The organism is Micromonospora sp. NPDC048868 (genome assembly GCF_043198195.1).
Taxonomy (GTDB): Bacteria; Actinomycetota; Actinomycetes; order Mycobacteriales; family Micromonosporaceae; genus Micromonospora; species Micromonospora reichwaldensis.
Map to the genome: position 1 here is coordinate 45,718 of NZ_JBICUN010000007.1, position 24,620 is coordinate 70,337.

27 protein-coding genes are annotated in these 24,620 nt (G+C 72.1%); 13 read left to right on the plus strand and 14 right to left on the minus strand.

Going from position 1 to position 24,620, the window contains the following annotated elements:
- Positions 1-19: 19 nt before the first annotated feature.
- The 3 genes from ACGFNF_RS13385 to ACGFNF_RS13395 are packed head-to-tail and all read right to left on the minus strand — an operon-like array spanning position 20 to position 1,237.
- Complete coding sequence (locus ACGFNF_RS13385; RefSeq protein ID WP_132239401.1) at positions 20-556, minus strand: DUF1360 domain-containing protein; 537 nt, start codon at positions 554-556, stop codon at positions 20-22.
- 34 nt (positions 557-590) lie between these two features.
- The gene (locus tag ACGFNF_RS13390; protein WP_132239403.1) at positions 591-911 is read right to left on the minus strand and encodes a hypothetical protein; all 321 of its coding nucleotides are present in this window, start codon (positions 909-911) and stop codon (positions 591-593) included.
- Positions 911-1,237: a DUF6158 family protein gene (locus ACGFNF_RS13395; RefSeq protein WP_132239489.1), complete on the minus strand. Its 327-nt coding sequence runs from the start codon at positions 1,235-1,237 to the stop codon at positions 911-913. The genes ACGFNF_RS13390 and ACGFNF_RS13395 overlap by 1 nt, the downstream gene beginning before the upstream one ends.
- 122 nt (positions 1,238-1,359) lie before the next feature.
- On the opposite strand from ACGFNF_RS13395, the gene ACGFNF_RS13400 reads away from it, so the two are divergent.
- The gene (locus ACGFNF_RS13400) at positions 1,360-1,797 is read left to right on the plus strand and encodes a hypothetical protein (RefSeq protein ID WP_393167882.1); all 438 of its coding nucleotides are present in this window, start codon (positions 1,360-1,362) and stop codon (positions 1,795-1,797) included.
- A gap of 26 nt (positions 1,798-1,823) precedes the next feature.
- Positions 1,824-2,153 (plus strand): DUF3817 domain-containing protein, encoded by a 330-nt coding sequence (locus ACGFNF_RS13405; RefSeq protein WP_311411988.1) that lies wholly within the window; start codon positions 1,824-1,826, stop codon positions 2,151-2,153.
- Between the two features lie 6 nt (positions 2,154-2,159).
- Here ACGFNF_RS13405 and ACGFNF_RS13410 read toward each other — a convergent pair whose 3' ends face one another.
- Complete coding sequence (locus ACGFNF_RS13410; RefSeq protein WP_393167884.1) at positions 2,160-2,684, minus strand: DUF6232 family protein; 525 nt, start codon at positions 2,682-2,684, stop codon at positions 2,160-2,162.
- Positions 2,685-3,180: 496 nt separating this feature from the next.
- On the opposite strand from ACGFNF_RS13410, the gene ACGFNF_RS13415 reads away from it, so the two are divergent.
- On the plus strand, positions 3,181-4,155 hold the full coding sequence (locus tag ACGFNF_RS13415) for an NlpC/P60 family protein (RefSeq protein ID WP_357578819.1): 975 nt from the start codon (positions 3,181-3,183) through the stop codon (positions 4,153-4,155).
- 69 nt (positions 4,156-4,224) lie between these two features.
- Here ACGFNF_RS13415 and ACGFNF_RS13420 read toward each other — a convergent pair whose 3' ends face one another.
- The 4 genes from ACGFNF_RS13420 to ACGFNF_RS13435 form a co-directional block, all read right to left on the minus strand.
- Complete coding sequence (locus ACGFNF_RS13420) at positions 4,225-5,214, minus strand: sigma-70 family RNA polymerase sigma factor (protein WP_207914530.1); 990 nt, start codon at positions 5,212-5,214, stop codon at positions 4,225-4,227.
- 442 nt (positions 5,215-5,656) lie between these two features.
- A complete protein-coding gene (locus ACGFNF_RS13425; RefSeq protein WP_393167887.1) occupies positions 5,657-6,613 on the minus strand; it encodes an N-acetylmuramic acid 6-phosphate etherase in 957 nt (318 codons plus the stop codon).
- Positions 6,610-7,524 carry a MurR/RpiR family transcriptional regulator gene (locus tag ACGFNF_RS13430; protein ID WP_357578817.1) on the minus strand — a complete coding sequence of 305 codons (915 nt, stop codon included), beginning with the start codon at positions 7,522-7,524 and terminating at the stop codon, positions 6,610-6,612. Before ACGFNF_RS13430 ends, ACGFNF_RS13425 begins: the two co-directional genes overlap by 4 nt.
- 282 nt (positions 7,525-7,806) lie before the next feature.
- Positions 7,807-8,583, minus strand: coding sequence for a dTMP kinase (locus ACGFNF_RS13435; protein WP_393168165.1), 777 nt, complete (start codon positions 8,581-8,583; stop codon positions 7,807-7,809).
- A gap of 92 nt (positions 8,584-8,675) precedes the next feature.
- On the opposite strand from ACGFNF_RS13435, the gene ACGFNF_RS13440 reads away from it, so the two are divergent.
- The 5 genes from ACGFNF_RS13440 to ACGFNF_RS13460 all read left to right on the plus strand — a co-directional run bounded on the left by ACGFNF_RS13440 (position 8,676) and on the right by ACGFNF_RS13460 (position 11,159).
- Entirely contained in the window at positions 8,676-9,314 is a 639-nt protein-coding gene (locus ACGFNF_RS13440; protein ID WP_132239419.1) for a nucleotidyltransferase family protein, read from the plus strand.
- Positions 9,311-9,586: a hypothetical protein gene (locus ACGFNF_RS13445; protein WP_132239421.1), complete on the plus strand. Its 276-nt coding sequence runs from the start codon at positions 9,311-9,313 to the stop codon at positions 9,584-9,586. Before ACGFNF_RS13440 ends, ACGFNF_RS13445 begins: the two co-directional genes overlap by 4 nt.
- Before the next feature lie 9 nt (positions 9,587-9,595).
- Complete coding sequence (locus ACGFNF_RS13450; RefSeq protein WP_357578814.1) at positions 9,596-10,372, plus strand: metallophosphoesterase; 777 nt, start codon at positions 9,596-9,598, stop codon at positions 10,370-10,372.
- Positions 10,363-10,506, plus strand: a complete 144-nt coding sequence (locus ACGFNF_RS13455) for a GPGG-motif small membrane protein (RefSeq protein WP_007464364.1) — start codon at positions 10,363-10,365, stop codon at positions 10,504-10,506. Before ACGFNF_RS13450 ends, ACGFNF_RS13455 begins: the two co-directional genes overlap by 10 nt.
- Before the next feature lie 158 nt (positions 10,507-10,664).
- Positions 10,665-11,159, plus strand: coding sequence for a TspO/MBR family protein (locus ACGFNF_RS13460; protein ID WP_393167890.1), 495 nt, complete (start codon positions 10,665-10,667; stop codon positions 11,157-11,159).
- Between the two features lie 92 nt (positions 11,160-11,251).
- Here ACGFNF_RS13460 and ACGFNF_RS13465 read toward each other — a convergent pair whose 3' ends face one another.
- Positions 11,252-12,028, minus strand: a complete 777-nt coding sequence (locus ACGFNF_RS13465; RefSeq protein WP_393167892.1) for a peptidoglycan DD-metalloendopeptidase family protein — start codon at positions 12,026-12,028, stop codon at positions 11,252-11,254.
- Between the two features lie 247 nt (positions 12,029-12,275).
- Here ACGFNF_RS13465 and ACGFNF_RS13470 point away from each other — a divergent pair, with 247 nt between their 5' ends.
- The 5 genes from ACGFNF_RS13470 (at position 12,276) to ACGFNF_RS13490 (ending at position 18,547) form a co-directional block, all read left to right on the plus strand.
- Entirely contained in the window at positions 12,276-13,616 is a 1,341-nt protein-coding gene (locus ACGFNF_RS13470) for an ABC transporter substrate-binding protein (protein WP_393167894.1), read from the plus strand.
- Between the two features lie 69 nt (positions 13,617-13,685).
- Positions 13,686-14,735, plus strand: coding sequence for a carbohydrate ABC transporter permease (locus ACGFNF_RS13475; protein WP_393167896.1), 1,050 nt, complete (start codon positions 13,686-13,688; stop codon positions 14,733-14,735).
- 1 nt (position 14,736) lies between these two features.
- Entirely contained in the window at positions 14,737-15,705 is a 969-nt protein-coding gene (locus ACGFNF_RS13480) for a carbohydrate ABC transporter permease (protein WP_393167898.1), read from the plus strand.
- A 59-nt stretch (positions 15,706-15,764) separates the two neighbouring features.
- The gene (locus ACGFNF_RS13485; RefSeq protein WP_357578809.1) at positions 15,765-16,811 is read left to right on the plus strand and encodes a LacI family DNA-binding transcriptional regulator; all 1,047 of its coding nucleotides are present in this window, start codon (positions 15,765-15,767) and stop codon (positions 16,809-16,811) included.
- Between the two features lie 59 nt (positions 16,812-16,870).
- Positions 16,871-18,547 carry a glycoside hydrolase family 13 protein gene (locus tag ACGFNF_RS13490; protein ID WP_393168167.1) on the plus strand — a complete coding sequence of 559 codons (1,677 nt, stop codon included), beginning with the start codon at positions 16,871-16,873 and terminating at the stop codon, positions 18,545-18,547.
- A 52-nt stretch (positions 18,548-18,599) separates the two neighbouring features.
- Here ACGFNF_RS13490 and ACGFNF_RS13495 read toward each other — a convergent pair whose 3' ends face one another.
- The 5 genes from ACGFNF_RS13495 to xylB all read right to left on the minus strand — a co-directional run bounded on the left by ACGFNF_RS13495 (position 18,600) and on the right by xylB (position 24,617).
- Positions 18,600-20,024, minus strand: a complete 1,425-nt coding sequence (locus ACGFNF_RS13495; protein WP_357578808.1) for an MFS transporter — start codon at positions 20,022-20,024, stop codon at positions 18,600-18,602.
- A gap of 62 nt (positions 20,025-20,086) precedes the next feature.
- The gene (locus ACGFNF_RS13500; protein WP_393167901.1) at positions 20,087-21,190 is read right to left on the minus strand and encodes a DUF5925 domain-containing protein; all 1,104 of its coding nucleotides are present in this window, start codon (positions 21,188-21,190) and stop codon (positions 20,087-20,089) included.
- Positions 21,191-21,243: 53 nt separating this feature from the next.
- Positions 21,244-22,623 carry an IS607 family element RNA-guided endonuclease TnpB gene (tnpB, locus tag ACGFNF_RS13505; RefSeq protein WP_393167903.1) on the minus strand — a complete coding sequence of 460 codons (1,380 nt, stop codon included), beginning with the start codon at positions 22,621-22,623 and terminating at the stop codon, positions 21,244-21,246.
- Complete coding sequence (locus tag ACGFNF_RS13510) at positions 22,620-23,093, minus strand: recombinase family protein (protein WP_393168169.1); 474 nt, start codon at positions 23,091-23,093, stop codon at positions 22,620-22,622. The genes tnpB and ACGFNF_RS13510 overlap by 4 nt, the downstream gene beginning before the upstream one ends.
- 78 nt (positions 23,094-23,171) lie before the next feature.
- Positions 23,172-24,617: a xylulokinase gene (gene xylB, locus ACGFNF_RS13515; protein WP_393167905.1), complete on the minus strand. Its 1,446-nt coding sequence runs from the start codon at positions 24,615-24,617 to the stop codon at positions 23,172-23,174.
- Positions 24,618-24,620: the final 3 nt, after the last annotated feature.

The following is a 24,620-nucleotide window of genomic DNA, read 5'->3' on the forward strand; positions in this document are numbered from 1 at the left end:
CCCCCTTCGTCGTACGTCGTCAGTCCTCGTCGTGGTCGCCGCCCTCGGCGGCCTGCTGGGCCACCGCGTACGCCATCTGGAGGAAGTCCGAGGCGGCCACGGCGGTCAGCGCGGTCGCCACCAGGCGGGTGAGCCGGGGGGCGAGCACCAGGCCGCCGGTGAACCCGGTGGCGACCCAGACGGCGAGGCAGAACGGGCAGCTCAGCAGCTCCCCGATCGCGTGCCGGGTGGAGCTGCCCTGGTCACGGACCTGCTCCATCACCTCGCCGCTGCCGATCGGCTTGTCGTACCGGGTGAACGGCGCCCGCAGGGGGCTCGTCACCGCGTCCTTCGTCAGCAGCCGGCTCAGCTTGTGGGTGGCGATGCTCAGCAGCACCACGTCGGCCGGGGCGGGACGCTCGGGCACCGGTCGGCCGGTCGCCCTGACCAGACCGGCGATGCCGGCGGTCACCCCGGCGTAGGTTCCCATCGCCGCCAGGTACCCGCCCAGCGGTCGGTGTTCGTGCGGCGCGTACGCCTGGCGCAGCCGCGCCACCTTCTCCTTCAGGGCGGTCACCCGGTCTCCTCGATCCTCTCGGGGGCGGTCCGGCTCAGCCGGCCTGCAGGTTGTCGGCCACCTCGCGGGCGAGACTGTCCAGCGCCTCGTCGGCCAGCCGCTCGGCGTCCGGCCCGCCGGTGAGGTCGAGCCGCATCCGGGCGCCACCGGCCTGGGCGGGCTCCACCAGGATCTCCGCCGACCAGTCCTCGGCGGCGCTCCAGCGGGCCCGCAGTTCCTCGGCGCTGACCTCGTCCGCCGGGCTGCCGTCGGCCCGCAGCGGCTCGGGCAGCCACGCCGACGCCCGGGCGGGGTCGGTGGCGGTGTTGAACACGACCTCCGGCGGCGCGGACATCCCGCGCTCGGCGGATGCCATCAGGCGTCCCGCAGCCGGCTCGGGTCGACCTCGCGGCCGGGGTGCCGGGCGAGGTACTCGGTCTCCAGCTCGGCGGTGCGCCGCAGGTGGTTGGCGAGCGCGGAGTCCGCCGCGTGGCGCAGGGTGTCCAGGCGGGTCCGGTGCAGGCTGTGCATCTCCCGGATCAGGTCCTCGTCGGCCAGCTCGGCGGGGTCGACGCCGAGCAGCTCGCCGTCGGGCGGATCGGCCTCGCCGGAGGCCCTGTCGTGGACATGGTCGCCGTCCCACTCGGGCATCCGCTGCTCCGGGCTGCCGAAGTCGTCCTGCCGTACCGATCCCGTCATGATCGACCCCCTGCTCTGGTTTGGGCTCGCGTCTAGACGGATGCCCACACCGGCAGACACCAAACCATCCCCGCACCTACGACGCCGCGTCGGAGACCCCGGCGGCCCCCGGTACTCTCGATGCCATGAAACGGCTCTGGACCCCGGCGTGGATCGCGCGCCACGTGGCCATGGTCGTGCTCGTCACGGGTTTCCTGGCGCTGGGCTGGTGGCAGGTCAGCCGGGCCGCCGCCGGCAACGCGATCAGCTGGGGCTACGCGGTCGAGTGGCCGATCTTCGCGGGCTTCGTGGTCTTCGTCTGGTGGCGTGAGGTCCGGCACGCCCTGCGCGGGCCGGCGGCGCCGGCCGACGCGCAGGGGGAAGCGTCGACCGCCGCCGGGACGCGACAGGCCGACGCCCCGCAGGCCGCCGCGACGCGCCCGGTCGTACGCCGACCCGTGCGGGTCGCCCGCGTGCCCGCGGCTGCCGGCGGCGGCGAGGACGGCGACCTCGTCGCCTACAACCACTACCTGCAATGGCTGAACGACAACCCGGGTGCCAAGCCCGGTGACTACCCCGGCTGAGGCCGGGCGCGAAAGGACGGACGACGGTGGGCGCAGCCCTGACCCGGTACCGAGTCATCGCCTGGATCGTCGGCGTGGCGCTGATCCTGCTGGTCGTGATCGGCATGCCGATGAAGTACGGCTTCGACGACCCGATCCTGGTGGAGACCGTGGGCCAGGCGCACGGCTTCCTCTACATGCTCTACCTGGTGGCCGCCTTCGACCTGTCCCGCCGGGCCGGCTGGCCGCTGAAGCGGATGGTCCTGGTGATGTTGGCCGGCACGGTGCCGTTCGTCTCCTTCTACGCGGAGCGCCGGGTCAGCAACTGGGTGACGGCGGAACAGTCCGAGCGCACCCCGGAGCCGGTCGCCGGCTGATCCCGGTCACCGGGTGGGCCGCCACGGGTCGGCCGAGGCGAGCGGGTCCTCCCAGCCGCCGTACCGGTTCATCTCCCGGGCCCGGCGCAGGGCCCGGGTGACCTGGCCGAACTGCCGTTCGTCGTCACTGCTGAACAGCAGCACCCGGTCGCCCCGGCGCCGGCCCCACAGCTCGTACGCGGGCGGCCGCCACCGGTCCCCCACCAGCGCGACCAGCACCGGCAGCAGGAACACCAGGCCCAGGACGAGGTACGCCCCCGCGGTGAGCCGTTGCAGCCCGCCGGTGAAGCCGAGCAGCAGGCCGACGCCGCCGATCATGGCGCCGGTGACCAGGACGGCCCGTACCGCGACGCGGTCGTGCGGGCCGCGGCCGGTCTGGAGGTGGGTCAGCTCGGTGACCTGCCAGCTGTTGCGGCCGACGGTGAAGCGGTCGACCGTCACGATGATCCCGGGTCGGGCGTAGAGGAGGGTGTTCTTCTGCGCGGTCGTCCGCGATGACCGCGTCTGTCGGGTGGCGCCTTGAGGGTTCACGGTTCTACCTCCCGCGGCTGGTGCCGGGTCGGCTCCCGTCGACGGTCTCGCATCGCCGGTCGACGGGATTCCCGGCTGCGCGCTTCATTGTGTGGCGCACGTGCCAGCCCGGACGGCGATTTCGGCTCGCGTCCGGGGGCCGCGGTCGCGTGGCCCGCCGGTTCCGGCCGCCATGTCGGTCTTGTCGGTCATAACGGCTCACGGTCCGCCGGCATACGCCGACAACGACGAACGGCACGGATCGCCCGATCGCCGACAATAGCCGCCGCCCGCAGCGGCTAGCCGGAGAAGTCGATCACGCGCCGCACCCGTCGTGATCCGCAATTTCCGTCACTCGGCCAACATTCGACCCTGCTTCAACTGCGCATCACTCCTGCCCCGGGATAGGTTGTCCCGGTCGGCCCGGTCGATCGCCGTCCACCCGGACGGCACCGGCCCGGTGCCGCCGGGGGCGTCAGCAGCCCACGGCGGCCGATGGGAGAGGAGCCTTCCGCTCTTGTCGTCCCTCAGGAACACGCTGCGCGCCCTGGCGGTCGCCGTGGTGTCGGCCACGCTGCTCGCCCCGGCGATACCCGCCCGGGCCGAACCGTCCCCCGCCGAGCTGACCCGGCGGATCGAGAATTCCTCCTCCCAGCTGGAGCACGTCGTCGAGGCGTACAACAAGCTCCGGGAGGAGATCAAGACCAACCAGGCCGCCGTGGCGCGGGTGCAGAGCCGCATCGGTCCGCTGGAGCAGGAGACCGAACGGAGCCGGGCGGACGTCGGCGAGATGGCGGTGACCGCGTACAAGACCGGCAACAACCTGAGCACCGCGGAGGCGCTGCTGCGTCCCGGCGGTGCCGACACCCTGCTCGACCGGCTGAGCATGCTCGACCAGCTCACGCGGCAGCGGCAGGCGAAGATCTCGAACTTCACCGGCAACCAGCGCCGGCTGCTCGACGAGAAGACCCGGCTGGAGGTCACGCTGGGCCGGCAGGCGGTGCAGGCCCGCGAGATGACCGCCACGAAGAAGCGGATCGAGCGCGACCTGGCCGAGCTCTACGAGCTGCGCCGGCAGGCGTACGGCCGGGCCACCGAGAAGCCGGCCGCCCGGTCCGACAGCGCGAAGGAGGCGCCGACGGTCTCCGGCAAGGCCGGCGTCGCGGTGCGGTACGCGTACGGCGCACTCGGCAAGCCGTACGTCTGGGGCGCCGACGGACCGAACGGCTACGACTGCTCGGGCCTGACCTCGGCGGCCTGGCGGGCGGCCGGCAAGTCACTGCCGCACAACACCCGGATGCAGTGGGGCGCGGTGGCCCACATCAGCCGCAGCGAGCTGCGCCCCGGCGACCTCGTCTTCTACAGCGGGCTCGGGCACGTGGGCCTCTACGTCGGCGGCGGTCAGGTGATCGACGCGCCGAGCGCCGGGCGCAACGTGCTCAAACGGGGCATGAACCTGATGCCCATCCAGGGCTACGGTCGGGTCCGCTGACCCACCGGCAACGCGAACGGCCGGCGTCCCCCTATCGGACGCCGGCCGTTCGCGTTGTTCCTACCCAGCTCAGGCCGCCTGCAGGCCCTCGGCCCGGGCCAGCTCGCGGAGCCGACCGAGCGCCTGGATCTCCAGCTGCCGGATCCGCTCCCGGGAGAGCGAGAACCGCGAGGCCACCTCGGTGAGGGAGTGCTCCCGGCCGTCCTCGAGCCCGTAGCGGGCCCGCATGATGCCGGCCGAACGGTCGTCGAGGTGGTTGAGCAGACCCTCGATCCGCTGCCGCTCCAGCCCCGTCAGGACGATCTCCTCCGGCGACGGCGCGTCGCTGTCGGCGACCAGGTCACCGAGGTTGGTGTCGCCGTCGTCGCCCACCGGGGTGTCCAGCGAGACGGTGTCCTGCGACCAGCGGACCAGCTCGTTGACCCGCTCGACGGTGACCCCGAGGGCCGCCGCGATCTGCTCCGGCTCCGGGTCGCTGCCCAGCTCACGGGTGAGCTGCCGGGCCACGTTGCGCATCCGGTTGACGTCCTCGACCAGGTGCACCGGCAGTCGCACGGTGCGCTCCTGCTGGGCGATCGCCCGGCTGATCGCCTGGCGGATCCACCAGGTCGCGTAGGTGGAGAACTTGTAGCCGCGCACGTAGTCGAACTTCTCGACCGCCCGCACCAGGCCGGTGTTGCCCTCCTGGATCAGATCCAGCATGGGCATGCCCGAACGCACGTAGCGGCGGGCGATCGACACGACCAGTCGCAGGTTGGCCCGGATGAACAGGTCCTTGGCCCGCTCGCCCTCGGCGACCAGCCGCTCCAGGTCGTCCCGGTCGGCACCGGCGGGGACGCGGTCCTCGCCGAGCAGGTGCTCGGCGTAGAGGCCGGCCTCGATGGCCTTGGAGAGGTCGACCTCCTTGGCGGCGTCCAGCAGTGGCGTCCGGGAGATCTCGTGAAGGTAGACGCCGACCAGGTCGCGCTCCTCGGCAACCTCGTCGGTTCGCATGCCGATGTTCTTGTCCACGTTGCCCACGGTCCCCTCGCTCGCGCCGGTTGCCCGGTTCCTTGCCATCCCCACGTCCATCAGCCCTCCCCCGTAACTTCCGCTGTGCCCACCGGTGCTGACACCTACACAACAGTTGAGACGCGCCGGGGATTCCATGTCGTGAGTCGAAAGTGTCACGAATGCCTGATAATCCGCTGAGAGCGCGGTCCATGTTTGCTGTCAGCACCCCGGGTGGCGGCTCTCCGCTGGGCACCACGCCAGGGGCGGCGGATCGACGTGTCGCCGTGTCCCGGTCCATGGCAGCACCGCCCCGCCCGCACACGCAGCGACCCGGGTCACCGTCGGGCTGCGATCCTGGTCACTGCGGAGTCACGCACGGGTGGACCGGTCGGTTCATCCACGCCCGTGGTAATACCCCACCCCCCGGTGAACAATCCGCACCGCGAACCCGTGCCCGTAAGTGACGGGGATCGCAGGGCGGGTGTGGCGGGGGCGGGGGCGGGTCGGCTCAGGAGGCGAGCAGGGCCAGGGCGCCGCGGACCTGGTCGGCGGAGCGGGAAAGGGCGGCCCGCGCGGCGGACACCTCCACCCCGGAGACGAGCGAGACCAGCGCCACCTTCATGTCGCCGTCGGCCTCGTTGAGGGCCCGCCGGCAGATCTCCTCCGAGCAGCCGGTCGCCTCGATCAGGATCGAGATCATCCGGCCCCGGAGCTTGGCGTTGGTGGCGACCATATCGATCATGAGGTTCGAGTAGACCCGGCCCAGCCGGACCATCACGGCCGTGGAGAACGTGTTCAGCACCAGCTTCTGCGCGGTGCCCGCCTTCATCCGGGTCGACCCGGTGACGACCTCCGGTCCGGTGTCCACCCCGATGAAGACGTCCACCGACCGGGCGGCCTGCGCCTCCGGGTTGGCACAGAGCAGCACGGTCGAGGCCCCCTTGGCACCCGACGCGGCGAGCGCCCCCAGGACGTACGGTGTGCGTCCGCTGGCGGCGAGCCCGACCACCAGGTCCCCGGCCCGTACGCAGTCGGCGGCCTCCGCCGCGCCGCCCCGGTCGTCGTCCTCGGCGTCCTCGACCGCCCGCCACATGGCCTCCGGCCCGCCCGCGATGTGGGCGCAGAACCAGTGCCGGGGCGAGTTGAAGGTGGGCGCCAGCTCGGCGGCGTCGATCACGCCGAGCCGGCCGGAGGTGCCGGCGCCGAAGTAGTGCACCCGGTGCCCGCCGCGCAGGGCGGTCACCGCCAGGTCCACCGTCGCGGCGATCTCGTCGAGGACGGCCGCGACGGCGCCGGGCACCCGCCGGTCCGCCTCGTTGATGACCGTGAGCACGTCCCGGGTCGACATGAGGTCGAGGTCCGCGCTCAGCGGGTTGCGCCGCTCGGTCGGCGCGCCGACCCGGATCACCGGCCGGGCCGTCACCGGGGCCGTCACCTCGTGGGGTTCCACCGCGCCCGCCGTCATGCCCGCCTCCGTCCCGGGCCGACCCGGTGCGACCGGACCGCCTCGGCTGTCGCTTCGAGGGCCTTCCTGGCCCGGGACCGGTTGCGCGCGGCCACCCCGACGAAGAGGCAGTCGACGACGGTGAGCTGGGCCAGCCGGCTCGCCATCGCGCCCGAGCGGTAGGTGGTCTCGCGGGCGGCCGTGGTGAGCACGAAGTCGGCCACCTCGGTGATCGGCGACCGGGGGAAGTTGGTGAGCGCCACCGTGGCCGCCCCCCGGGCCCGCGCCTGTTCCAGCACCTCGATCACGTCGGAGGTGGTGCCGGTGTGCGAGATGCCGACCGCGACGTCGCCCCGCCCGAGCAGCGCGGCCGACGTCAGCGCCGTGTGCACGTCCGGGAAGTAGAAGGCGGTGCGGCCGATGCGGTGCAGCTTCTGCTGGAAGTCCGAGGCGACGAAGCCGCTGGCGCCCGCCCCGTAGACGTCGATCCTTCCGGCGCCGGCGATGGCGTCGACGACCTGCTCGCAGATCGCCGGGTCGAGCTGCTCGGCCGTCTCCTCGACGGCCCGCGCGTCGTTGAAGGCGATGGTCGCGATGATCTGGGCGAGGTCGGCCCCGGGTGGGATGTCGCCGCCGACGACCCGCGCGTCGGGCGGCTCGACCCGGCGGGCGGCCTCGGCGGCGAGCCGGATCCGCAGCTGCGGGTAGCCGTCCATGCCGACCGATCGGCAGAAGCGGATGACGGTCGCCTCGGATGTCTCGGCGGCGGTGGCGAGGTCGGTGATGGTCCGACGCGAGGCGGCGGCCGGGTCGGCGACCACCAGCCGGGCGACCCGCTGCTCGGCCGGCGACAACGACGGGAGCAGGCCGCTGATGTGGACGATAAGCCCACCCGGCTCGTGACTCGCAGAAATCTTCGGACTCTTCGCCACGGATGAAACTTACTTTCACGAGGCGTGAGCGTCAACCATGACTGCGCGTATTGAGGAAAGTACCGCCCGCCCGGACATGCCGTTTCGCCCAGCGTGCCATCCGTACCGCCCAGCGTGCCATTCCACGGAGGACGTCGCCTCCCCCGCCGGACCTGCGTGGAGAGGCCACCCGGTCGCCGCCGGCCCACACTCGGCCCCGTACAGACGATGCCATCCCGCCGCCTTCCGCGGCGCCCCGCCGCCCGGCCGGATCCCCAGGCAGCCGGCCCGGGGGCCGTCGGCTCAGGCGCTCAGCCGGCCGATCGCGACCGGCTCCGCGACCGGCGGCCCGGGCACGACGGCGGACCGCACGTCTCCCCCGTCGGGCGCCCGGCCGTCGCGACCGTCGGTCAACGGGCCGTCGCGACCGTCGGCGGACGACTCCAGCCAGCCCGCCAGGTGCGCCTGGATCTGCCGGGAGACCTCCTCCGGCGGGCGCCCGGCGTCCACCACGACGAAGGTCGGATACTCCGGCAGGGTCCGGTACGCGGTGTCGGCGGCGGTCAGGTAGCGCATGCTCTCGTGGTCGGTGCCACGCTGCTCGATCCGCCGGTACGCCTCGGCGGGATCGACGGTCAGCAGGAAGGTCAGCTGCGGTCGCGGGAACATCCGGTAGCCGGCGCGGGCCAGCCGCTCCCAGCGCTGGCCCCCGTGCGCCCGGATGCTCGCGTACTGGCAGGCGGAGTAGCGGTCCATCACCGCGACCCGGCCGGTGGCCAGGCAGCTGAGCAGGGCGAGGGCGATCGCCAGCCAGCGGAGCACGGACTCCACCGCCAGCATGCCGCTGCGCCCGACGAGCCGCTGTGCGTCCGGGCGGCCGAGGCGGTGCGCGAGGCGGCCCAGCCAGCGCCGCCCACCGGCGTTGCGGTGGTAGGTGGCGGGGCGGCCCGCCGCGGTGAGCGCGTCGGCGAGCCGGTGCGCCTGGGTGGTCTTGCCCGAGCCGTCGATGCCGATCAGGGCGACGGCGCGCAATCGGGCCCTGCCGCGCCGCGCCCCCGGTGATCTGGACACTCTGCACAGGCTATCCGACCCGCGCTCGCGTACCCGGAGATTTGTGCCGTGTCCTCCCGGTTGACCCCGACCGTGCCACCTGCCAGGTGTGGCCCGCCGGGATGCCGGGTACCGGAGTTGGATCAGCCGCCCACCACCACCGACGGGAGACGCCAATGGCAGAGCGCGGGGACGAGAGCCTGGTGCACACGTTGAAGAAGGTCGCCGCCGTGCTCAAGCAGGAAGAGATTCCCTTCGCGCTCGGGGGCAGCTTCGCGGTGTACGCCCACGGCGGTCACTCCAGCGACCACGACGTCGACTTCCTGATCCGGGAGGTCGACGTGGAACGGTCCCTCGAGGCGCTGGTCGCGGCGGGCTTCACCGCCGAGCGGCCGCCCGAGGACTGGCTGGTCAAGGTGTTCGACGACGGTCGCATGGTGGACCTGATCCACCGGCCGATCGAGACGCCGGTGACGGAGGAGACGTTCGCCGACACGGTCGTGCGGCCGGTCGACGCGATCCACATGCCGGTGCTCTCGGCCAGCCAGCTCATGGTGCACAAGCTGCTGAGCTTCTCGCAGCACTACTGCGACTTCGCCCGGGGCCTGCCGCTGGCCCGTTCCCTGCGGGAGCAGATCGACTGGGAACGGGTACGCAAGGAGACGCAGCACTCCCCGTACGCGGAGGCGTTCCTGGTGCTGCTGGACCGGCTGGAAGTGGTGCCGCACTCCGGCACCGGCGAGGGAGAGGGGACACCGTGACCGAGCACCGCGACGTCGCCACCGGACCGCCCGACGAGTACGTCGAGGCGGAGATCCACCGGCTGCTCGCCGAGGACCCGGACGTGGCCGAGCAGGGGATCACCGTGGTCCGCCGGGAGCGCGGCCTCGTGCTCTACGGCGAGGTCGAGAGCCCGCACCGGCGCGAGGAGATCCTGCGCCGGGTGGCCGAACGCTTCCCCGACGTGCCGGTCACCAGCGACATCGGGGTGATCCGCGCGCAGGCGCCCACGGAGATCGAGCAACTGCCCTGAGGAGGTTCCATGGTGATCCGGATCGCCGCCGTGGGCGACGTGCATCTGGACGAGGACGTGGTCGGCCGGTTCCGGCCGGCACTGGACGAGCTGCCCGAGCACGCCGACGTGCTGTTGCTCGCCGGCGACCTGACGCGGCACGGGACGGAGTCGGAGGCCCGGTGCGTGGCCACCGAGTTCGGCGGGCTGGGCGTGCCGGTGGTGACCGTGCTGGGCAATCACGACCACCAGTGCGACCAGGTGCCGCAGGTGGTCAAGGTGCTCGAGGACGCCGGGATCACCGTGCTGGAGGGCAACGGCGTCGTGTTGGACTGCGCCGGTGGCCGACTGGGTGTGGCCGGGGTGAAGGGGTTCGGCGGGGGGTTCGCCGGCCGCTGCGCCAGCGACTTCGGCGAGCCGGAGATGAAGGCGTTCGTCCGGACCACCACCCAGAGCGCGGACGCCCTGTCCGCCGCGCTGCGGGGACTGGAGTGCGACGTGCTGGTGGCGCTGACCCACTACGCGCCGGTGCCCGACACGCTCGCCGGTGAGCCGCTGGAGATCTACCCGTTCCTGGGCTCGTACCAGCTCGGGCAGGCGATCGACTCGGCGCCGACCGCGCTGGCCCTGCACGGGCACGCGCACGCCGGCTCCGAGCGGGGCACCACGCCCGGCGGGGTACGCGTCCGCAACGTCGCCCACCCCGTGATCAAGCAGGCGTACAGCGTCTTCCACCTGGGCGACCACCTCGATCACGCGCAGGTTTCCGGCGTCGGTGGGTCGGGTATTCAGCAATCATGGAGCTGATTCTCTGGATTCTCGCAGTCGTACTCGTGGTCGCCGGCATCCTCGCGCTGTTCCGGCGGCAGATCCTGTGGGGCATCGTCCTCATCGTGGTCGGCCTGCTCGTCGGGCCGGGTGGTGTGAGCATCTTCAATTGACGAGGCGGCTACAGGCCGCCGTTCAGGACCCACCGGGGTCGTCGTGACCGGAACTCCGTCCTCCCGACAGGAGCATCCGGACACGACGACCCCGGTGTCATGTCTGCCGGAGGGTGACCGCGGGTTTACCGTGCACCCCCAGCGGACATATCCCCACCATGGAGATGTCGAGGAGCGCTGAACGGATCGGCGGCGCCCGGCAGTGGTGGGCGCTGCTCGGCTTCGGGGCGGCGGTGTTCGTCGCCGCGGCGATCGGCGGGCTGGGTGTGCAGGGCACCTCGGCCGAGTACGCGAGCCTCGAACAGCCCGCCTGGGCTCCCCCGTCCTGGCTCTTCGGACCGGTCTGGAGCCTTCTCTACGCGATGATCGCGGTGGCCGGCTGGCTGGTCTGGCGGCGGGTCGGCTTCGGCCCGGCCCTCTGGGCGTGGATCGCCCAGCTGGTGCTCAACGCCGTCTGGACGCCGCTCTTCTTCGGCGCCGGCCGCTACGGGCTGGCGTTCGCCGAGATCCTGCTGATGTGGGTGGCGATCGGCGTGACGGTCGCGCTCTTCCGCAGGGCGTCCCGCCCGGCGACTTTGCTGATGCTGCCCTACTGGGCGTGGGTCACCTTCGCCGCCGCCCTCAACTTCGCCATCTGGCGCCTGAACGGCTGAGCGCCATCTGGCGCCTGAACGGCTGAGCCGGGCGGCGGTGGGCACGACGACGGAACGGGGCCCCGGCGTGCAGCCGGGGCCCCGTCACCCGTTCAGCAGCGCGGTAGGCCGGGGATGTAGCCGTCGTAGCCCGTGTAGACGTACGCGTCGGCGATGAAGCGGCCGGAGCCGATCCGGTCCCAGATGGTGCTGGTGCCGTAGGTGCCGGTGACGCTGGTGCCGCTCGTCTGGCACTGGATGGTCACCCGGGTGCCGTCGGCGACGGTGCCCACCGCGGCGTAACCGGTGCCCGGGCCGGAGCGGACGGTCAGCGCAGTGCCGCTGGTGTTGACCGTGCCGGAGCCGGAGCTGCTGCTGCAGCCGTTGTCGCTGGAGTAGCTCTTGGTGCCCCAGTACAGGGCGAGCGCACCGTTGAACCGCACCTGGATGTCGGCGCCGTTGAGCCGCTGCTCGTAGTGCAGGTGCGGGCCGGTCGAGCCGCCGGTGCTGCCGACCCAGCCGATCACCTTGCCGTAGCCGACCGCCTGGCCCACGGAGACGTTGAAGCCGTTGAGGTGGGCGTAGTAGGTGTGGTAGCCGCCCGCGTGGCTGATCCGCACGTACTTTCCGTAACTGGTGCCGCCGAGGTCGGTGACCCGGTCGACGGTGCCCGGCGCGCTCGCCACCACCGGGTCGCCCAGGTCGTCGGTCCGGTTGAAGTCGATCGAGTACGCCGGGCTGTGGTTCGTCCGGGTCTGCCCGGACCAGGACTGCCCGCACGGGAACGGGACCTTGAACGTGGGGGCCGCCATCGCCGGGGCCGCCGGGACGACCAGCGCGCCCACAGCCAGCAGACCGGCCGCCAACAGGCCCAACCATCGCTTGCCCATCCAACACCTCCTATGTCGAAATCCTTCGATCACCGACCTCCAGAGTGTCAGAAAATGACATCGATGAAAAGGGGGCGGATTCCCGTGTGGGAGCGCGCCCAACAGGGGGTTTACGGGTTTCCGGATTGTTACTCGCTCGTGTCCGGATAGGGGTGGACCAGGCCAGATGCAAGCGCTTACATGTGGTGACGCCCATCGGACCGGCGCGGGTTCGATCCCTGACGCGCCGGCAAGGAAGGAGAACGGCATGGCGTTTGCCAGATCACGCCGGGCCATCGCGATCGCCGGCGCGCTGGGGCTGGCGCTGAGCGCCACCGCCTGCGGCACCGGCAGCGACAAGAAGAGTGACACCGCGGGCTCCGCGGAGTGTGCCGCATACGAGAAGTACGGCGACCTCGACGGCAAGAAGGTCAAGATCTACTCCTCCATCCGGGAGATCGAGGCCGACCGCCTCGCGGAGTCCTGGAAGCAGTTCGAGGACTGCACCGGCATCAAGATCGACCACGAGGGCAGCGGCGAGTTCGAGGCGCAGCTCAACGTCCTGGTCGACGGCGGCAACGCCCCCGACCTCGCGTTCATCCCGCAACCGGGTCTGCTCAAGCGGTTCGTCGACTCGGGCAAGCTCAAGCCGGTCGGCGCCGAGACGAAGAAGATGGCCGAGGAGAACTACCCGGCCGACTGGCTGAAGTACAGCACCGTCAACGGCCAGTTCTACGGCGCCCCGCTCGGCTCCAACGTGAAGTCCTTCGTGTGGTACTCGCCGAAGACCTTCAAGGAGAAGGGCTGGACGGTCCCGACCAGCTGGGACGAGCTGATCAAGCTCAGCGACCAGATCGCCGCCACCGGCACCAAGCCGTGGTGCGCCGGCATCGAGTCGGGTGAGGCCACCGGCTGGCCGGCCACCGACTGGATCGAGGACCTGATGCTGCGGACGCAGACCCCCGAGGTCTACGACCAGTGGGTCAGCCACGGCATCCCGTTCAACGACCCGAAGGTCGCCGAGGCCCTCGACAAGGCCGGCACCATCCTCAAGAACGAGAAGTACGTCAACGGCGGCTTCGGCGGCGTGAAGAGCATCGCCACCACCTCCTTCCAGGAGGCCGGCGTGCCGATCACCACGGGCAAGTGCGCGCTGCACCGCCAGGCGTCCTTCTACGCCAACAACTGGCCGGAGGGCACCAAGGTGGCCGAGGACGGCGACGTCTTCGCCTTCTACTTCCCGGCGATCGACGCCAGCAAGGGCAAGCCCGTGCTGGGCGGCGGCGAGTTCGTCGCGGCCTTCAACGACCGCCCCGAGGTCCAGGCCGTGCAGACCTACCTCGCCTCGGGTGAGTACACCAACAGCCGCGCCAAGATCGGCGACTGGGTGTCGGCCAACAACAAGCTCGACCTGGCCAACGTCCCCAACCCCGTCGACAAGCTCTCCGTGCAGATCCTCCAGGACAAGTCCAGCGTCTTCCGCTTCGACGGCTCGGACCTGATGCCGGCGGCCGTCGGCTCCGGGACGTTCTGGAAGGCCATGGTGCAGTGGATCAACGGCAAGGACACCGCGACCGTGCTCCGGGACGTGGAGAACGGCTGGAAGTGATCTGACCGGTGGGCCGGTCCGCGGGGACGCGGGCCGGCCCACCGGCCGGTCAAGGACCTGGGAGGGTCGATGGAGTTCGACTTCGCTGCGGAACAGCCGAAGTTCCTCATGCTGATGTACGGGCTGGTCGCCTTCGTCGCGGTGGTGGGCGGTCTGCTCCTGCTCCTCGACGTGGTGCCGGCCTGGTTCGCCCGCCGCCGGGAGGCGCAGCTCGTCGCTGCCGTCGCGAGCGGCGCCCCGATCCCCCGCCGGCGCAAGCCGCGCGAGGGTGTCTTCGCGATCTTCTTCCTGCTGCCCACGCTGCTGCTGCTCGCCATCGGGCTGGTGGTCCCGGCCGTCCGCACCGTGCTGCTGTCGTTCATGGACCAGGGCAGCGACAACTGGGTAGGGCTGCGCAACTACGGCTGGATGTTCTCCGAGGACTCCATCGTCCGGGTGTTGCTCAACACCCTGATCTGGGTGCTCCTCGTCCCGCTGGTGGCCACCACGTTCGGCCTGGTCTACGCCGTGCTGGTGGACAAGGCCCGGTTCGAGGCGGTCGCCAAGTCGCTGATCTTCCTGCCGATGGCGATCTCCTTCGTCGGCGCCAGCATCATCTGGAAGTTCGTCTACGCCTACCGGGGCGACGGGCAGGAGCAGATCGGTCTGCTCAACCAGATCGTGGTCAGCCTCGGTGGCGAGCCGAAGCAGTGGCTGCTCGACTCACCGCTGAACACGCTGCTGCTGATCGTGATCATGGTCTGGATCCAGGCCGGTTTCGCGATGGTGGTGCTCTCCGCCGCGATCAAGGCGATCCCCGCCGACATCGTGGAGGCCGCCCGGCTTGACGGGGTCACCCCGTGGCAGATGTTCTGGCAGATCACCATGCCGAGCATCCGGCCGGCGCTGATCGTGGTCGTGGTGACGCTGTCGATCGCCACCCTCAAGGTCTTCGACATCGTCCGGACGTCCACCAACGGCAACTACGACACCAGCGTGATCGCCAACGAGATGTACAACCAGGCGTTCCGCTACGGCGAGAACGGGCAGGGCTCGGCCCTGGCGGTCTTCCTGTTCGTCCTGGTGATCCCGATCGTGATCTACCAGATCCGCAACATCCGTCAGCAGCGGGAGGGCTGAGATGACCACCGCGACGCCCACCGTCGCCGCCGGCACCCAGAAGACCGGCGGCCGGGGCACCAGCACCGCCGGGCGGGTCCGCAGGCGGCTGAACAGCCGTACCGCGACCGTCGTCTCGATCGTCATCGCGGTGTTCTGGACCATCCCCACCTTCGGCCTGTTCGTCTCCTCGATCCGGCCGGAGGACGAGATCAAGAGCAGCGGATGGTGGAACTTCTTCACCAGCCCGTCGTTCACCCTCGAGAACTACCAGGAGGTGCTGTTCGGGCGCTCCTCGTCGTCCGGGCAGCTCGCCAGCTACTTCATCAACTCGCTGGCGATCACCATCCCGTCGGTGCTCTTCCCGATCGCCTTCGCGGCCCTGGCCGCGTACGCGCTCGCCTGGATCAACTTCCGGGGCCGGGACTGGCTCTACATCGCGATCTTCGCGCTGCAGATCGTGCCGCTGCAGATGGCCCTGGTGCCGCTGCTGAAGTTCTTCTCCACCGGGGTCACCGTCGGCGGGGTCACCGTCATGCCGGCCTGGGACCTGGTCGACGAACAGAAGTTCGCGCAGGTGTGGTTCGCGCACACCTGCTTCGCGCTGCCGTTCGCCGTCTTCCTGCTGCACAACTTCATGTCGCAGCTGCCCGGAGAGCTGATGGAGTCGGCCCGGGTCGACGGGGCCACCCACCCGAAGATCTTCCGTAGCATCGTGCTGCCGCTGATCACCCCGGCGCTGGCCGCGATCGGCATCTTCCAGTTCCTCTGGGTCTGGAACGACCTGCTGGTCGCGCTGATCTTCGCCGGTGGCGGCGACGAGACCGCCCCGCTCACCGTCCGGCTGGCCGAGATGGCCGGCACCCGGGGCAACGAGTGGCAGCGGCTCACCGCCGGCGCGTTCGTCTCGATCGTCGTACCGCTGATCGTCTTCCTGTCCCTCCAGCGCTACTTCGTGCGCGGCCTGCTCGCCGGCAGCGTCAAGGGCTGAGACGTCTCCGCCGCCGCCGGTGACCCGGCGGCGGCGGAGCTGCGCGGAGCGGGGGTAGCGTGACGAGGATCGATGATGTCGCACGCCTGGCCGGGGTCTCCACCGCCACCGTGTCCCGGGCGCTGCGAGGGCTGCCGACGGTCTCGGCCGCAACCCGGCGCCGGGTGCTCGCGGCGGCCGAGCAACTGGAGTACGCCGTCTCGCCGAGCGCCTCGCGGCTGGCCGGCGGGCGCACCGGCACGGTCGCCGTCGTGGTCCCCCGCATCACCCGGTGGTTCTTCGGCACCGTCGTCGAGGCGGTCGAGGACATCCTCCAGCAGGCGGGCTACGACCTGCTGCTCTACAACCTCGGCGGGCGGGAGCAGATCCGTCAGCGGGTGCTGCGCACCGCCAACCTGCACAAGCGCGTCGACGCGATCATGCTGGTCGCCACGCCGCTGCGACCCGCCGACCTGACCGCCCTGACGAAGCTGAAGCTGCCCGGGGTGACCATCAGCTCCGGCACGGTGGTGCCCGGCTGGCCCTGCGTACGCATCGACGACGTGGGCGTCGCGCGGACCGCCACCCGGCACCTGCTCGACCTGGGGCACCGGCGGATCGCCCACATCTCCGGCGACCCGGACGACGAACTGGCGTACACCACGCACCTCGACCGGCGGCGCGGCTACCGGGAGGCGCTGCGCGACGCCGGGATGGTCCCCGATCCCGGCCTCGACGTGGAGTCGCAGTTCACCATCAGCGGCGGCACGCGGGCCACCGAGGAACTGCTCCGACGCGGCGACCCGCCGACGGCCATCTTCGCCGCCTGCGACGAGATGGCGATGGGGGCGATGACCGCGCTGCGCGACGCCGGCCTGCGGGTGCCGCAGGACGTCAGCGTGATCGGCGTCGACGACCACGACCTGGCCAGCGTCCTCGGGCTGAGCACGATCGCCCAGCCGGCGGCGGAGCAGGGCCGGCTCGCCACGCGGATTCTGCTCGACCCGCTGCACGGCCGGGCCCTGCCGCCGGGGAGCACCCCCTATCTCGACACGCCGGGATCACCGGTGATCCTGCCCACTCGGCTGATCGTGCGTGAATCGACCGCACCACCCCGGGCACACTAACGGGAACCGGCGACGCCCGGCAGCATCCGACCGTCCGGCTCGACACACGGGAGAAGGCCCTGAACAGCAACCCGACGCACCAGGACACGCCCGCCGGCCCGGCCACCGGTTGGTGGACCAGGGCCACCATCTACCAGGTCTACCCGCGCTCCTTCGCAGACTCCGACGGCGACGGGATCGGCGACCTGCCCGGCATCACCGCCCGCCTGGACCACCTCGTGGAACTGGGCGTGGACGCGCTCTGGCTGTCGCCGTTCTACCCGTCGCCGCAGGCCGACGCCGGGTACGACGTGGCCGACTACCGGGACGTGGACCCGCTCTTCGGCACCCTCGCCGACGCCGACCGGCTGATCGCCGGGGCGCACTCGCGCGGGCTGCGCGTCATCGTCGACCTGGTGCCCAACCACACGTCGTCGGCGCACGAGTGGTTCGCCGCGGCGCTCGCCGCCGCCCCCGGCAGCCCGGAGCGCGACCGCTACGTCTTCCGCGACGGCCGGGGACCGGACGGCGCACAGCCCCCGAACGACTGGCAGAGCGTCTTCGGCGGGCCGGCCTGGACCCGCGTCACCGGGGCCGACGGCCGCCCCGGCCAGTGGTACCTGCACCTGTTCGACTCCGGTCAGCCCGACCTCAACTGGGACAACCCGGAGGTCCGGGAGGAGTTCCTGGAGGTGCTCCGGTTCTGGCTGGACCGCGGCGTCGACGGCTTCCGCGTCGACGTGGCGCACGGCCTGATCAAGCAGGCCGACCTGGCGGACTGGCAGGAGCCGCAGGAGATCCTCTCCGGTCAGGAGATCGACAAGCCGCGCCCGCCGATGTGGGACCAGGAGGGCGTGCACGAGATCTACCGGGAGTGGCGGCGCGTGCTGGACGGCTACCCGGACGAGCGGATCCTGGTCGCCGAGGCGTGGGTCGAGCCGGCCGAGCGACTGGCCCGCTACGTCCGCCCGGACGAGATGCACCAGGCGTTCAACTTCGAGTACCTGCTGGCCGCGTGGACCGCCCCGGCCCAGTACGCGGTGATCACCCGCTCGCTGGAGGCCACCGACGCCGTCGGCGCCCCGACCACCTGGGTGCTCTCCAACCACGACGTGGTCCGGCACGCCTCCCGGCTGGGGCTGCCGATCGGCGGCAAACGGCCCAACGGCATCGGCATCGGCGACCCGCAGCCGGACGCCGCGCTCGGCCTGCGCCGGGCCCGGGCGGCCACCCTGCTGATGCTCGCCCTGCCCGGCTCGGCCTACCTCTACCAGGGCGAGGAACTGGGCCTGCCGGAGCACACCACGATGCCCGACGAGGCCCGGCAGGACCCGACCTGGGCGCGCAGCGGGCACACCGAGCGGGGGCGCGACGGCTGCCGGGTGCCGATCCCGTGGGAGGCCGACGCCCCCTCGTACGGCTTCGGGCCGACCGACGCGAGCTGGCTGCCGCAGCCGTCGCTCTGGGCCGAGTACGCCCTGGACCGGCAGCGGGACACGCCCGGCTCGACGTACGAGCTGTACCGGACGGCCCTGCGGCTGCGCCGCGAGCACCGGCTCGGCGAGGGCCCGCTGGAGTGGCTCGCCTCCGGCGACGAGGTGCTCTCGTTCCGCAACGGGGGGCTGACCGTGCTGACCAACTTCGGCGACGCCGCCGTGCCGCTGCCCGCCGGGTCCGAGCTGGTGCACGCCAGCGCCCCCCTGGACGCCGACGGCGCCGTGCCCACCGACGTGACGGTCTGGGTCCGCCCGGCCTGACGTGTAAGGAAGGGCACCTTCCCAACGAATAGCGTTGGGAAGGTGCCCTTCCTTACAGCCGTTCGGCGCGGTCGTGCAGCAGGTCCCGGACGTCGTCGATGTCGCCCGGCGAGGTCCGCGAGGCCAGCCAGTACATGATGCCCGTCGGGATGAAGAAGAGCTGGAAGGCCGCCAGCCCGACGGCGTAGTTCAGCGGCGGCGGGAAGGCCGCACGCAGGCCGTGGAAGGCCACCCCCACCAGCCCGTTTCCGGCCGCCCGGCCGACGCCGTTGACCAGGTTGCCGAGGCTGTAGACGGTGCCCCGGTGCTCCGGCGGGTTGACGTCGGCGATCAGGGCGAACCAGTTCGGCGAGTTCGCCGAGGTGAGCGCCAGCGCCACGACGGCGGTGAGCAGGCTCAGCCCGACCGTCGGCTCCGTGAACACGCTGGTCAGCACCGCCCGCACCACCGCGCCCGCGCCGGCGCCGTCCGGCACGTCGATGCGTACCGGCACGAAGAAGAGGACCAGGTAGAACGGCAGCGCCGCGAGGATGCCGACCGCCGCGACCAGGGCCCGGCCCCGGGGCGTACGCCGTTGCAGCGCGTCGCCGACCAGCCCGCCCACGATGGAGAGCACCCCGCCGAGCTGGAACAGGGTGGCGAAGACGCTGCCCACGATCACGGCGGTGGCGGCGGAGTAGCCCTGGTCCTCGGCCCGCTGGGCGAAGAGCACCGGCAGCCACACCAGCGACCCGAAGGCCGCCTGCGCGGTGAGGCCCTGGAGGATCAGCCAGCGGTTCGTCCGCCGGCCGAGGATCCTCGGCAGGTCCGCCCGGCTGATCCGGTAGTCGTACTCGGCGCCGGTGGCGAGCGCGTCGGCCAACTCCGGCTCGCTCTGCCCGCGCCGGATGTCGTAGGTGAACAGGTAGGCGACGGTCGCCGCGACGCCGACCACTGTCAGCAGCAGGAAGGGGCGTCGCCAGTCGGCGGCCCCGAGCAGCCCGCCGACCAGCGTGCCGGCGAGCGTGCCGACGCCCTGCGACAGCCCCCAGAAGCTCATCACCAGCCCCCGGCGGCGGGGCGAGATCAGGTCGGTGACGACCGAGAAGCCGACCGATCCGACCGCGCCCAGCCCGACCGCCGCCAGGATCTGCGCCGCCAGGAAGGCGGGATAGTTCGCCGCGACCGCGCTGCCGCCCGTGCCCAGCGCCCAGATGAGGGTGCCGACCATCAGCAGCGGCTTGCGGTTCGCGCGGTCGCCCACGTACGCCCAGCCCACCGCGGCGACCGCGCTGGCCAGGAAGCTCACGGCGGTGACCAGGCCGAGCAGCCGCTGCGGCACGTCGAAGGCGGCGGAGATGGGCCCGTACAGCGGGGGCACCAGACCGATCGCCACGTTGTCCAGCGAGGCGAGCAGCACGAAGACCACGACGCTGTAGAACCGGTGCGCGGGCGTCCCGCCCCGGGCCCGCGCTGGCCCGCCCCTGGTCAAGGTCATGTGCGGCAGCCAACCAGGATCAGGTCACGAGCGGGTGACGACGCGCGGGCGCGCCGGGGCGCTCAGAGATAGCCGCCGATCGCGGGCGGGGCGGCGGGCGCGGCCGGCGTGCCAGCCCGCAGCGCGTACAGCTCGGCGAGGGTCGCGCCCTGGGGCGGCACCCCCGCCGCCGTGCCCAGCCACCCGGTCGCCTCCTCGTACGACAGCGGACCCACCTCGATGCGGGCCAGGCAGCGCCCCGGGCGGACCACCGCCGGGTGCAGCCGGGACAGGTCCTCGTTCGTGGTGATCGCGACGAGCACGTCGCGCCCTTGGCCGAGCAGCCCGTCGGTCAGGTTGAGCAGCCGGGACAGGGCCTGCCCGGCGGCCTGCTTCGCCTCGCCCCGGATCAGCTCGTCGCAGTCCTCCAGGATGAGCAGCCGCCACCGGCGGCCCGTCCCCTGCTCGCCGTCCTCGTCCCCGACCGCCACCTCGGACAGGTACGCCGTGTCCGCGAAGAGCACGTCCGGGTCGAGCACGGCGTCGACCTGGCACCAGTCGCGCCACTGGCGGGCGAGGGCGCGCAGCGCGGTGGTCTTTCCCGTCCCGGGCGCCCCGTGCAGCAGCACGAGCCGACCGGAGAGGCGCTCCGGGGTGGTCGCCATCAGCTCGTCGAGCGCGTCGCGTGCCGCGGCGGCGTAGTTCGGCCGGATCGCCGCCCACTCCGGCGCGGCGATGGAGCGTACGTCGCGCTGGCTGCCCCGGCGGGGGTTCTGGTGCCAGAAGCCGATCCGGCCGGCGCCCGGATCCTCCGGTTCGGCGGCACCGTCGACGATCCGGTCCAGGGCCGGCCGGCCCACCTCCTCGGAGACCGCCGTGACCGTCACCTCCGCGCCGCGCCCCTTCCAGGTGACCACCCGGGCCGTCCAGCCGTCGCCGGCCAGCAGGCGGGACAGCTGGCGGTTCTCCACGGCCGTGCGGAGCAGTCGCCCGTCCGGGGCGGTCAGCGGCGCGTCGGGACGCACCCGGGAGAGCCGGACGGTGTGCGACCACGGGTGGCGGCCGGTGACGAAGTCCGCCAGGACCAGCGCGTCGATGACGTCGCAGGGGGTGTCCGCGTCGTCGTACTGGAGCATCGAGGGAATGCCGGTGCCGGGCGCCTCGTCCGCTTCGGGGGTGGTTCGCATCCGTCGATGATCGCGAGCCGGGGCGCGCCCGTACAGTCGTTTACCGTTACCTTTCAGTGCGCTTTAGTGAGCACACGATCGATAGTCCTGCCTTGCGGTAGGACGGTCCCGGTCTGACCGACTGGCGTCGTGCCGGGTTCACGCTTCACGGCCATCTGCCCGCATGTGCGGGTCTTCTGATCGGCTCCACGTGCTGCCACCGGGCCACTCCCGGCGGTGTCGTACTCAGCCGCCAGGGCGGCCAGGTTCAGAGCGGCGTTGCGGTCCCGGTCGATAACCAGGCCGCATGCCTCGCAAGTGTATTTGCGCTCGTGCAGGGCGAGCTTGGTTCTCACCGCGCCGCAGCCCGAGCAGGTCTTGCTGGACGGATACCAGCGGTCGGCCAGCAGCAGCCGGCCGCCGTTCCATCCGGTCTTATACGCCAACTGGCGGCGGATCTCCGCGAATCCGGCGTCGGCGATGTGCCGGGCGAGCCGCCGATTGCGCAGCATCCCGGTCACGTTGAGATCTTCGACCATGATCGTGCCGTACGTCGTGGCGAGTTGGGTGGTGAGTTTGTGCAGGCCGTCACGGCGCAGGTTCGCCACCCGGGTATGCGCCCGGCCGAGTCGGGCCGCCGCTCGTTCCCACCGCTTCGACGGCCGCCGTCCGGTGCGCCGGTCCGGGCCAGTCTTGCGCGACAGGGATCGGCCCAGCGAGCGCATCCGCTGCTGCGCGTTTACCAGGTGGCGCGGATTCGGTACGAGTTCGCCGGTGGACAGCACCGCAAGGTGCGTGATCCCGACGTCCACGCCGACCACCGTGTTCGGCCGGGCCGGGATGCGTTTGGCACGTTCGATCTCGACGGTGAACGACACGTGCCACCGGCCGGCATCACGGCGCACTGTGGCGGACATGATCCGCGCGGTGCCGTTGTCCAAGCGGCGGGCCAGCTTACGGGCGGATTCGTGCAGCTTCAACCGCCCCAGCCGGGGCAGCACCACGTGCGTCCGGTCAGGCTCGACCCGAATCGCACCGGTGGTGAACCGCACCGACGGGGTGGTGCGGCGCCGAGACTTGAACCGGGGAAACCCGACCGGGCGTCCGGCCCGCGTGCCCTTGCGGGAGTCAGACCAGTTCTTCAGGCCGCGGGCAAGGGCATCGAGGCCGGTGTTGAACGCCTCCTTGGACACCTCGCCCCACCAGGGCGCGACGTCGGGCTTGGCCACGTTCCACGCCTTGCGCAGCCCAGCGAGGGACCACGACGGCGACGGGGTCAACTGCTCGTCCGACACGCCGTAGGAACGCTCGGCCACGCGCTGGTCCATGACCGCCTTCACCCGGGCCAGTGCCCAGTTGTGCGCGACCCGAGCGGCCCCGGCGTGCGCGAAGACGTCGCGCTCCTGACCGGGGGTGAGGTCGAGCGCGAACCGGTACGCCTGGACGGCCTTCACGCCGGGTCCTCAGTCACGGCCTCGACCGCGTGGCGGGCACGATTAGCCGCCGCGCGGCGACCGTAGAGGCGCGCGCACAACATGGTCAGGATCTCAGTCACATCGCGGACCAAGTCGTCATCGACCTCGGCCGGGTCGACCACGATCGTCGTCACCTGAGAGTGACGGAGCAGAGCGAGGAACTCCTTACGGTGCCCGTTCAACACGGAGCCGACCTCGGTCACCACGCAGTCCACGCTGAGCCTCTGACCGGTTGCCCAGGTGGCGACCCGGGCGACCTGGCGATCCAGGTCCGCTTCCTGGTCGGCTGACGACACCCGGGCGTACACCACCGTCTGCCCGACCTCGACCATCGCGCCGGTTAGCGGTTCCCCGACCATGATCAGGCGGCCCAGCCGGTACGAAGGAACAGGCAGCGTGCCGGACTCGTAGCGCCGACGCGCGGTCGCGTACGAGATACCCGGTGGCAGCCGCCCGCTCCTTCAGGTTCACACCGCCAACCATATTCAATTAGTGAGCATTAAAGACGACTGACGCGCCAGCAGTTGCTACCTCGCGTCGACCCGGTCGAGGAAGTGCTCGCGGGCGGCGGCGTACCGCTGCCGGATGGCGGGGACGGGGGCGGCGGCGTACTCCTCGGTGCCCTGGACGGACCACGTGGGGGGCGCCGCGCCGCCCAGGGCGACCCAGGCGGCCTGGCGGGCGGCGCCGTCGGCCACGTACTCGCCGGGCGGCGGGACGACCACCGGCACGCCGAGGACCTGCGGCGCGATGCGGCGCACCGCCGCCGAGCGGGCGCCCCCGCCGACCAGGATCACCCGGCGCACGGCGGCGCCCTGGGCGGTGAGCGCGTCGAGGCCGTCGGCGAGGGCGCAGAGCAGCCCCTCGACGGCGGCGCGCGCCAGGTGGGCGGCCGTCGAGGTGCGCAGGGTCAGCCCGTGCACGGCCCCGGACGCCAGCGGCCGGTCGGGCGTCCGCTCGCCCTCCAGGTAGGGCACCATGACCAGCCCGTCCGCGCCGGCGGGGGCGGAGAGCGCCAGCCGGGCCAGCTCGTCCAGGTCGACCCGGAGCATCGCCGCCGCGGCGTCGAGCACCCGCGCGGCGTTGAGCGTGCAGACCAGGGGCAGGAAGCGGCCGGTGGCGTCGGCGAAGCCGGCGACCGTGCCGCCCGGGTCGGCCGCCGGGGCGTCGGCGACGCTGAACACGGTGCCCGAGGTGCCGATCGAGACGACCACGTCGCCCGGGCCCGCGCCGACGCCGAGCGCGGCGGCGGCGTTATCCCCCGTGCCGGGGCCGAGCACCGCCCCGCCAGCGGGCAGGCCCGGCAGAGCGTCGGGGCGTACGGCGCCGGCCGGTTCCGCCGGGCCGAGCACGGTCGGCACGTGCGGCCGCCGGCCGAGCGCCCGTTCCAGCAGGTCGAGGCGGTAGTCGCCGGTGGCCGGGGACCAGTAGCCGGTGCCGCTGGCGTCGCCCCGGTCGGTGTGCAGCGCGGCCAGCCCCGGCGCGCCCGCCAGCCGCCAGGTCAGCCAGTCGTGCGGCAGGCAGACCGCCGCCACCCGGGCCGCGCGCTCCGGCTCGTGCCGGGCCAGCCAGCGCAGCTTGGTGACGGTGAAGCTGGCGACCGGCACGCTGCCCACCGCCTCGGCCCAGAAGCGGCGGCCGGCCTCCCCGCCGCCGGCCTCCCCGACCAGCTCGGCGGCGGCCCCGGCGGAACGGGTGTCGTTCCACAGCAGCGCCGGCCGGACCACGTCACCCGCCTCGTCGAGGCACACCATGCCGTGCTGCTGGCCGGCGACGGAGACCGCCGCCACGTCGGCCAGCCCGCCGGCGGCGTCGACCGCCGCGCCCAGCGCGGACCACCACGCCGCCGGGTCGACCTCGGTGCCGTCCGGGTGCGGCGCCCGGCCCTGCCGGAGCAGGGCGCCGGTCTCCGCGTCCCGGACGACGACCTTGCAGGACTGGGTCGAGGAGTCGACCCCCGCGACGATCGGCATCGC

Coding starts and splice junctions, on each gene's coding strand:
- ACGFNF_RS13465 (WP_393167892.1), bottom strand. CDS start 12,028: ATGGGCAAGCGATGGTTGGGCCTGTTGGCGGCCGGTCTGCTGGCTGTG.
- ACGFNF_RS13425 (WP_393167887.1), bottom strand. CDS start 6,613: ATGACGGCGGGCGCGGTGGAACCCCACGAGGTGACGGCCCCGGTGACG.
- xylB (WP_393167905.1), bottom strand. CDS start 24,617: ATGCCGATCGTCGCGGGGGTCGACTCCTCGACCCAGTCCTGCAAGGTC.
- ACGFNF_RS13495 (WP_357578808.1), bottom strand. CDS start 20,024: ATGACCTTGACCAGGGGCGGGCCAGCGCGGGCCCGGGGCGGGACGCCC.
- ACGFNF_RS13420 (WP_207914530.1), bottom strand. CDS start 5,214: ATGGCAAGGAACCGGGCAACCGGCGCGAGCGAGGGGACCGTGGGCAAC.
- ACGFNF_RS13455 (WP_007464364.1), top strand. CDS start 10,363: ATGGAGCTGATTCTCTGGATTCTCGCAGTCGTACTCGTGGTCGCCGGC.
- ACGFNF_RS13390 (WP_132239403.1), bottom strand. CDS start 911: ATGGCATCCGCCGAGCGCGGGATGTCCGCGCCGCCGGAGGTCGTGTTC.
- ACGFNF_RS13440 (WP_132239419.1), top strand. CDS start 8,676: ATGCCGGGTACCGGAGTTGGATCAGCCGCCCACCACCACCGACGGGAG.
- ACGFNF_RS13480 (WP_393167898.1), top strand. CDS start 14,737: ATGACCACCGCGACGCCCACCGTCGCCGCCGGCACCCAGAAGACCGGC.
- ACGFNF_RS13475 (WP_393167896.1), top strand. CDS start 13,686: ATGGAGTTCGACTTCGCTGCGGAACAGCCGAAGTTCCTCATGCTGATG.
- ACGFNF_RS13450 (WP_357578814.1), top strand. CDS start 9,596: ATGGTGATCCGGATCGCCGCCGTGGGCGACGTGCATCTGGACGAGGAC.
- ACGFNF_RS13400 (WP_393167882.1), top strand. CDS start 1,360: ATGAAACGGCTCTGGACCCCGGCGTGGATCGCGCGCCACGTGGCCATG.
- ACGFNF_RS13470 (WP_393167894.1), top strand. CDS start 12,276: ATGGCGTTTGCCAGATCACGCCGGGCCATCGCGATCGCCGGCGCGCTG.
- ACGFNF_RS13460 (WP_393167890.1), top strand. CDS start 10,665: ATGGAGATGTCGAGGAGCGCTGAACGGATCGGCGGCGCCCGGCAGTGG.
- ACGFNF_RS13500 (WP_393167901.1), bottom strand. CDS start 21,190: ATGCGAACCACCCCCGAAGCGGACGAGGCGCCCGGCACCGGCATTCCC.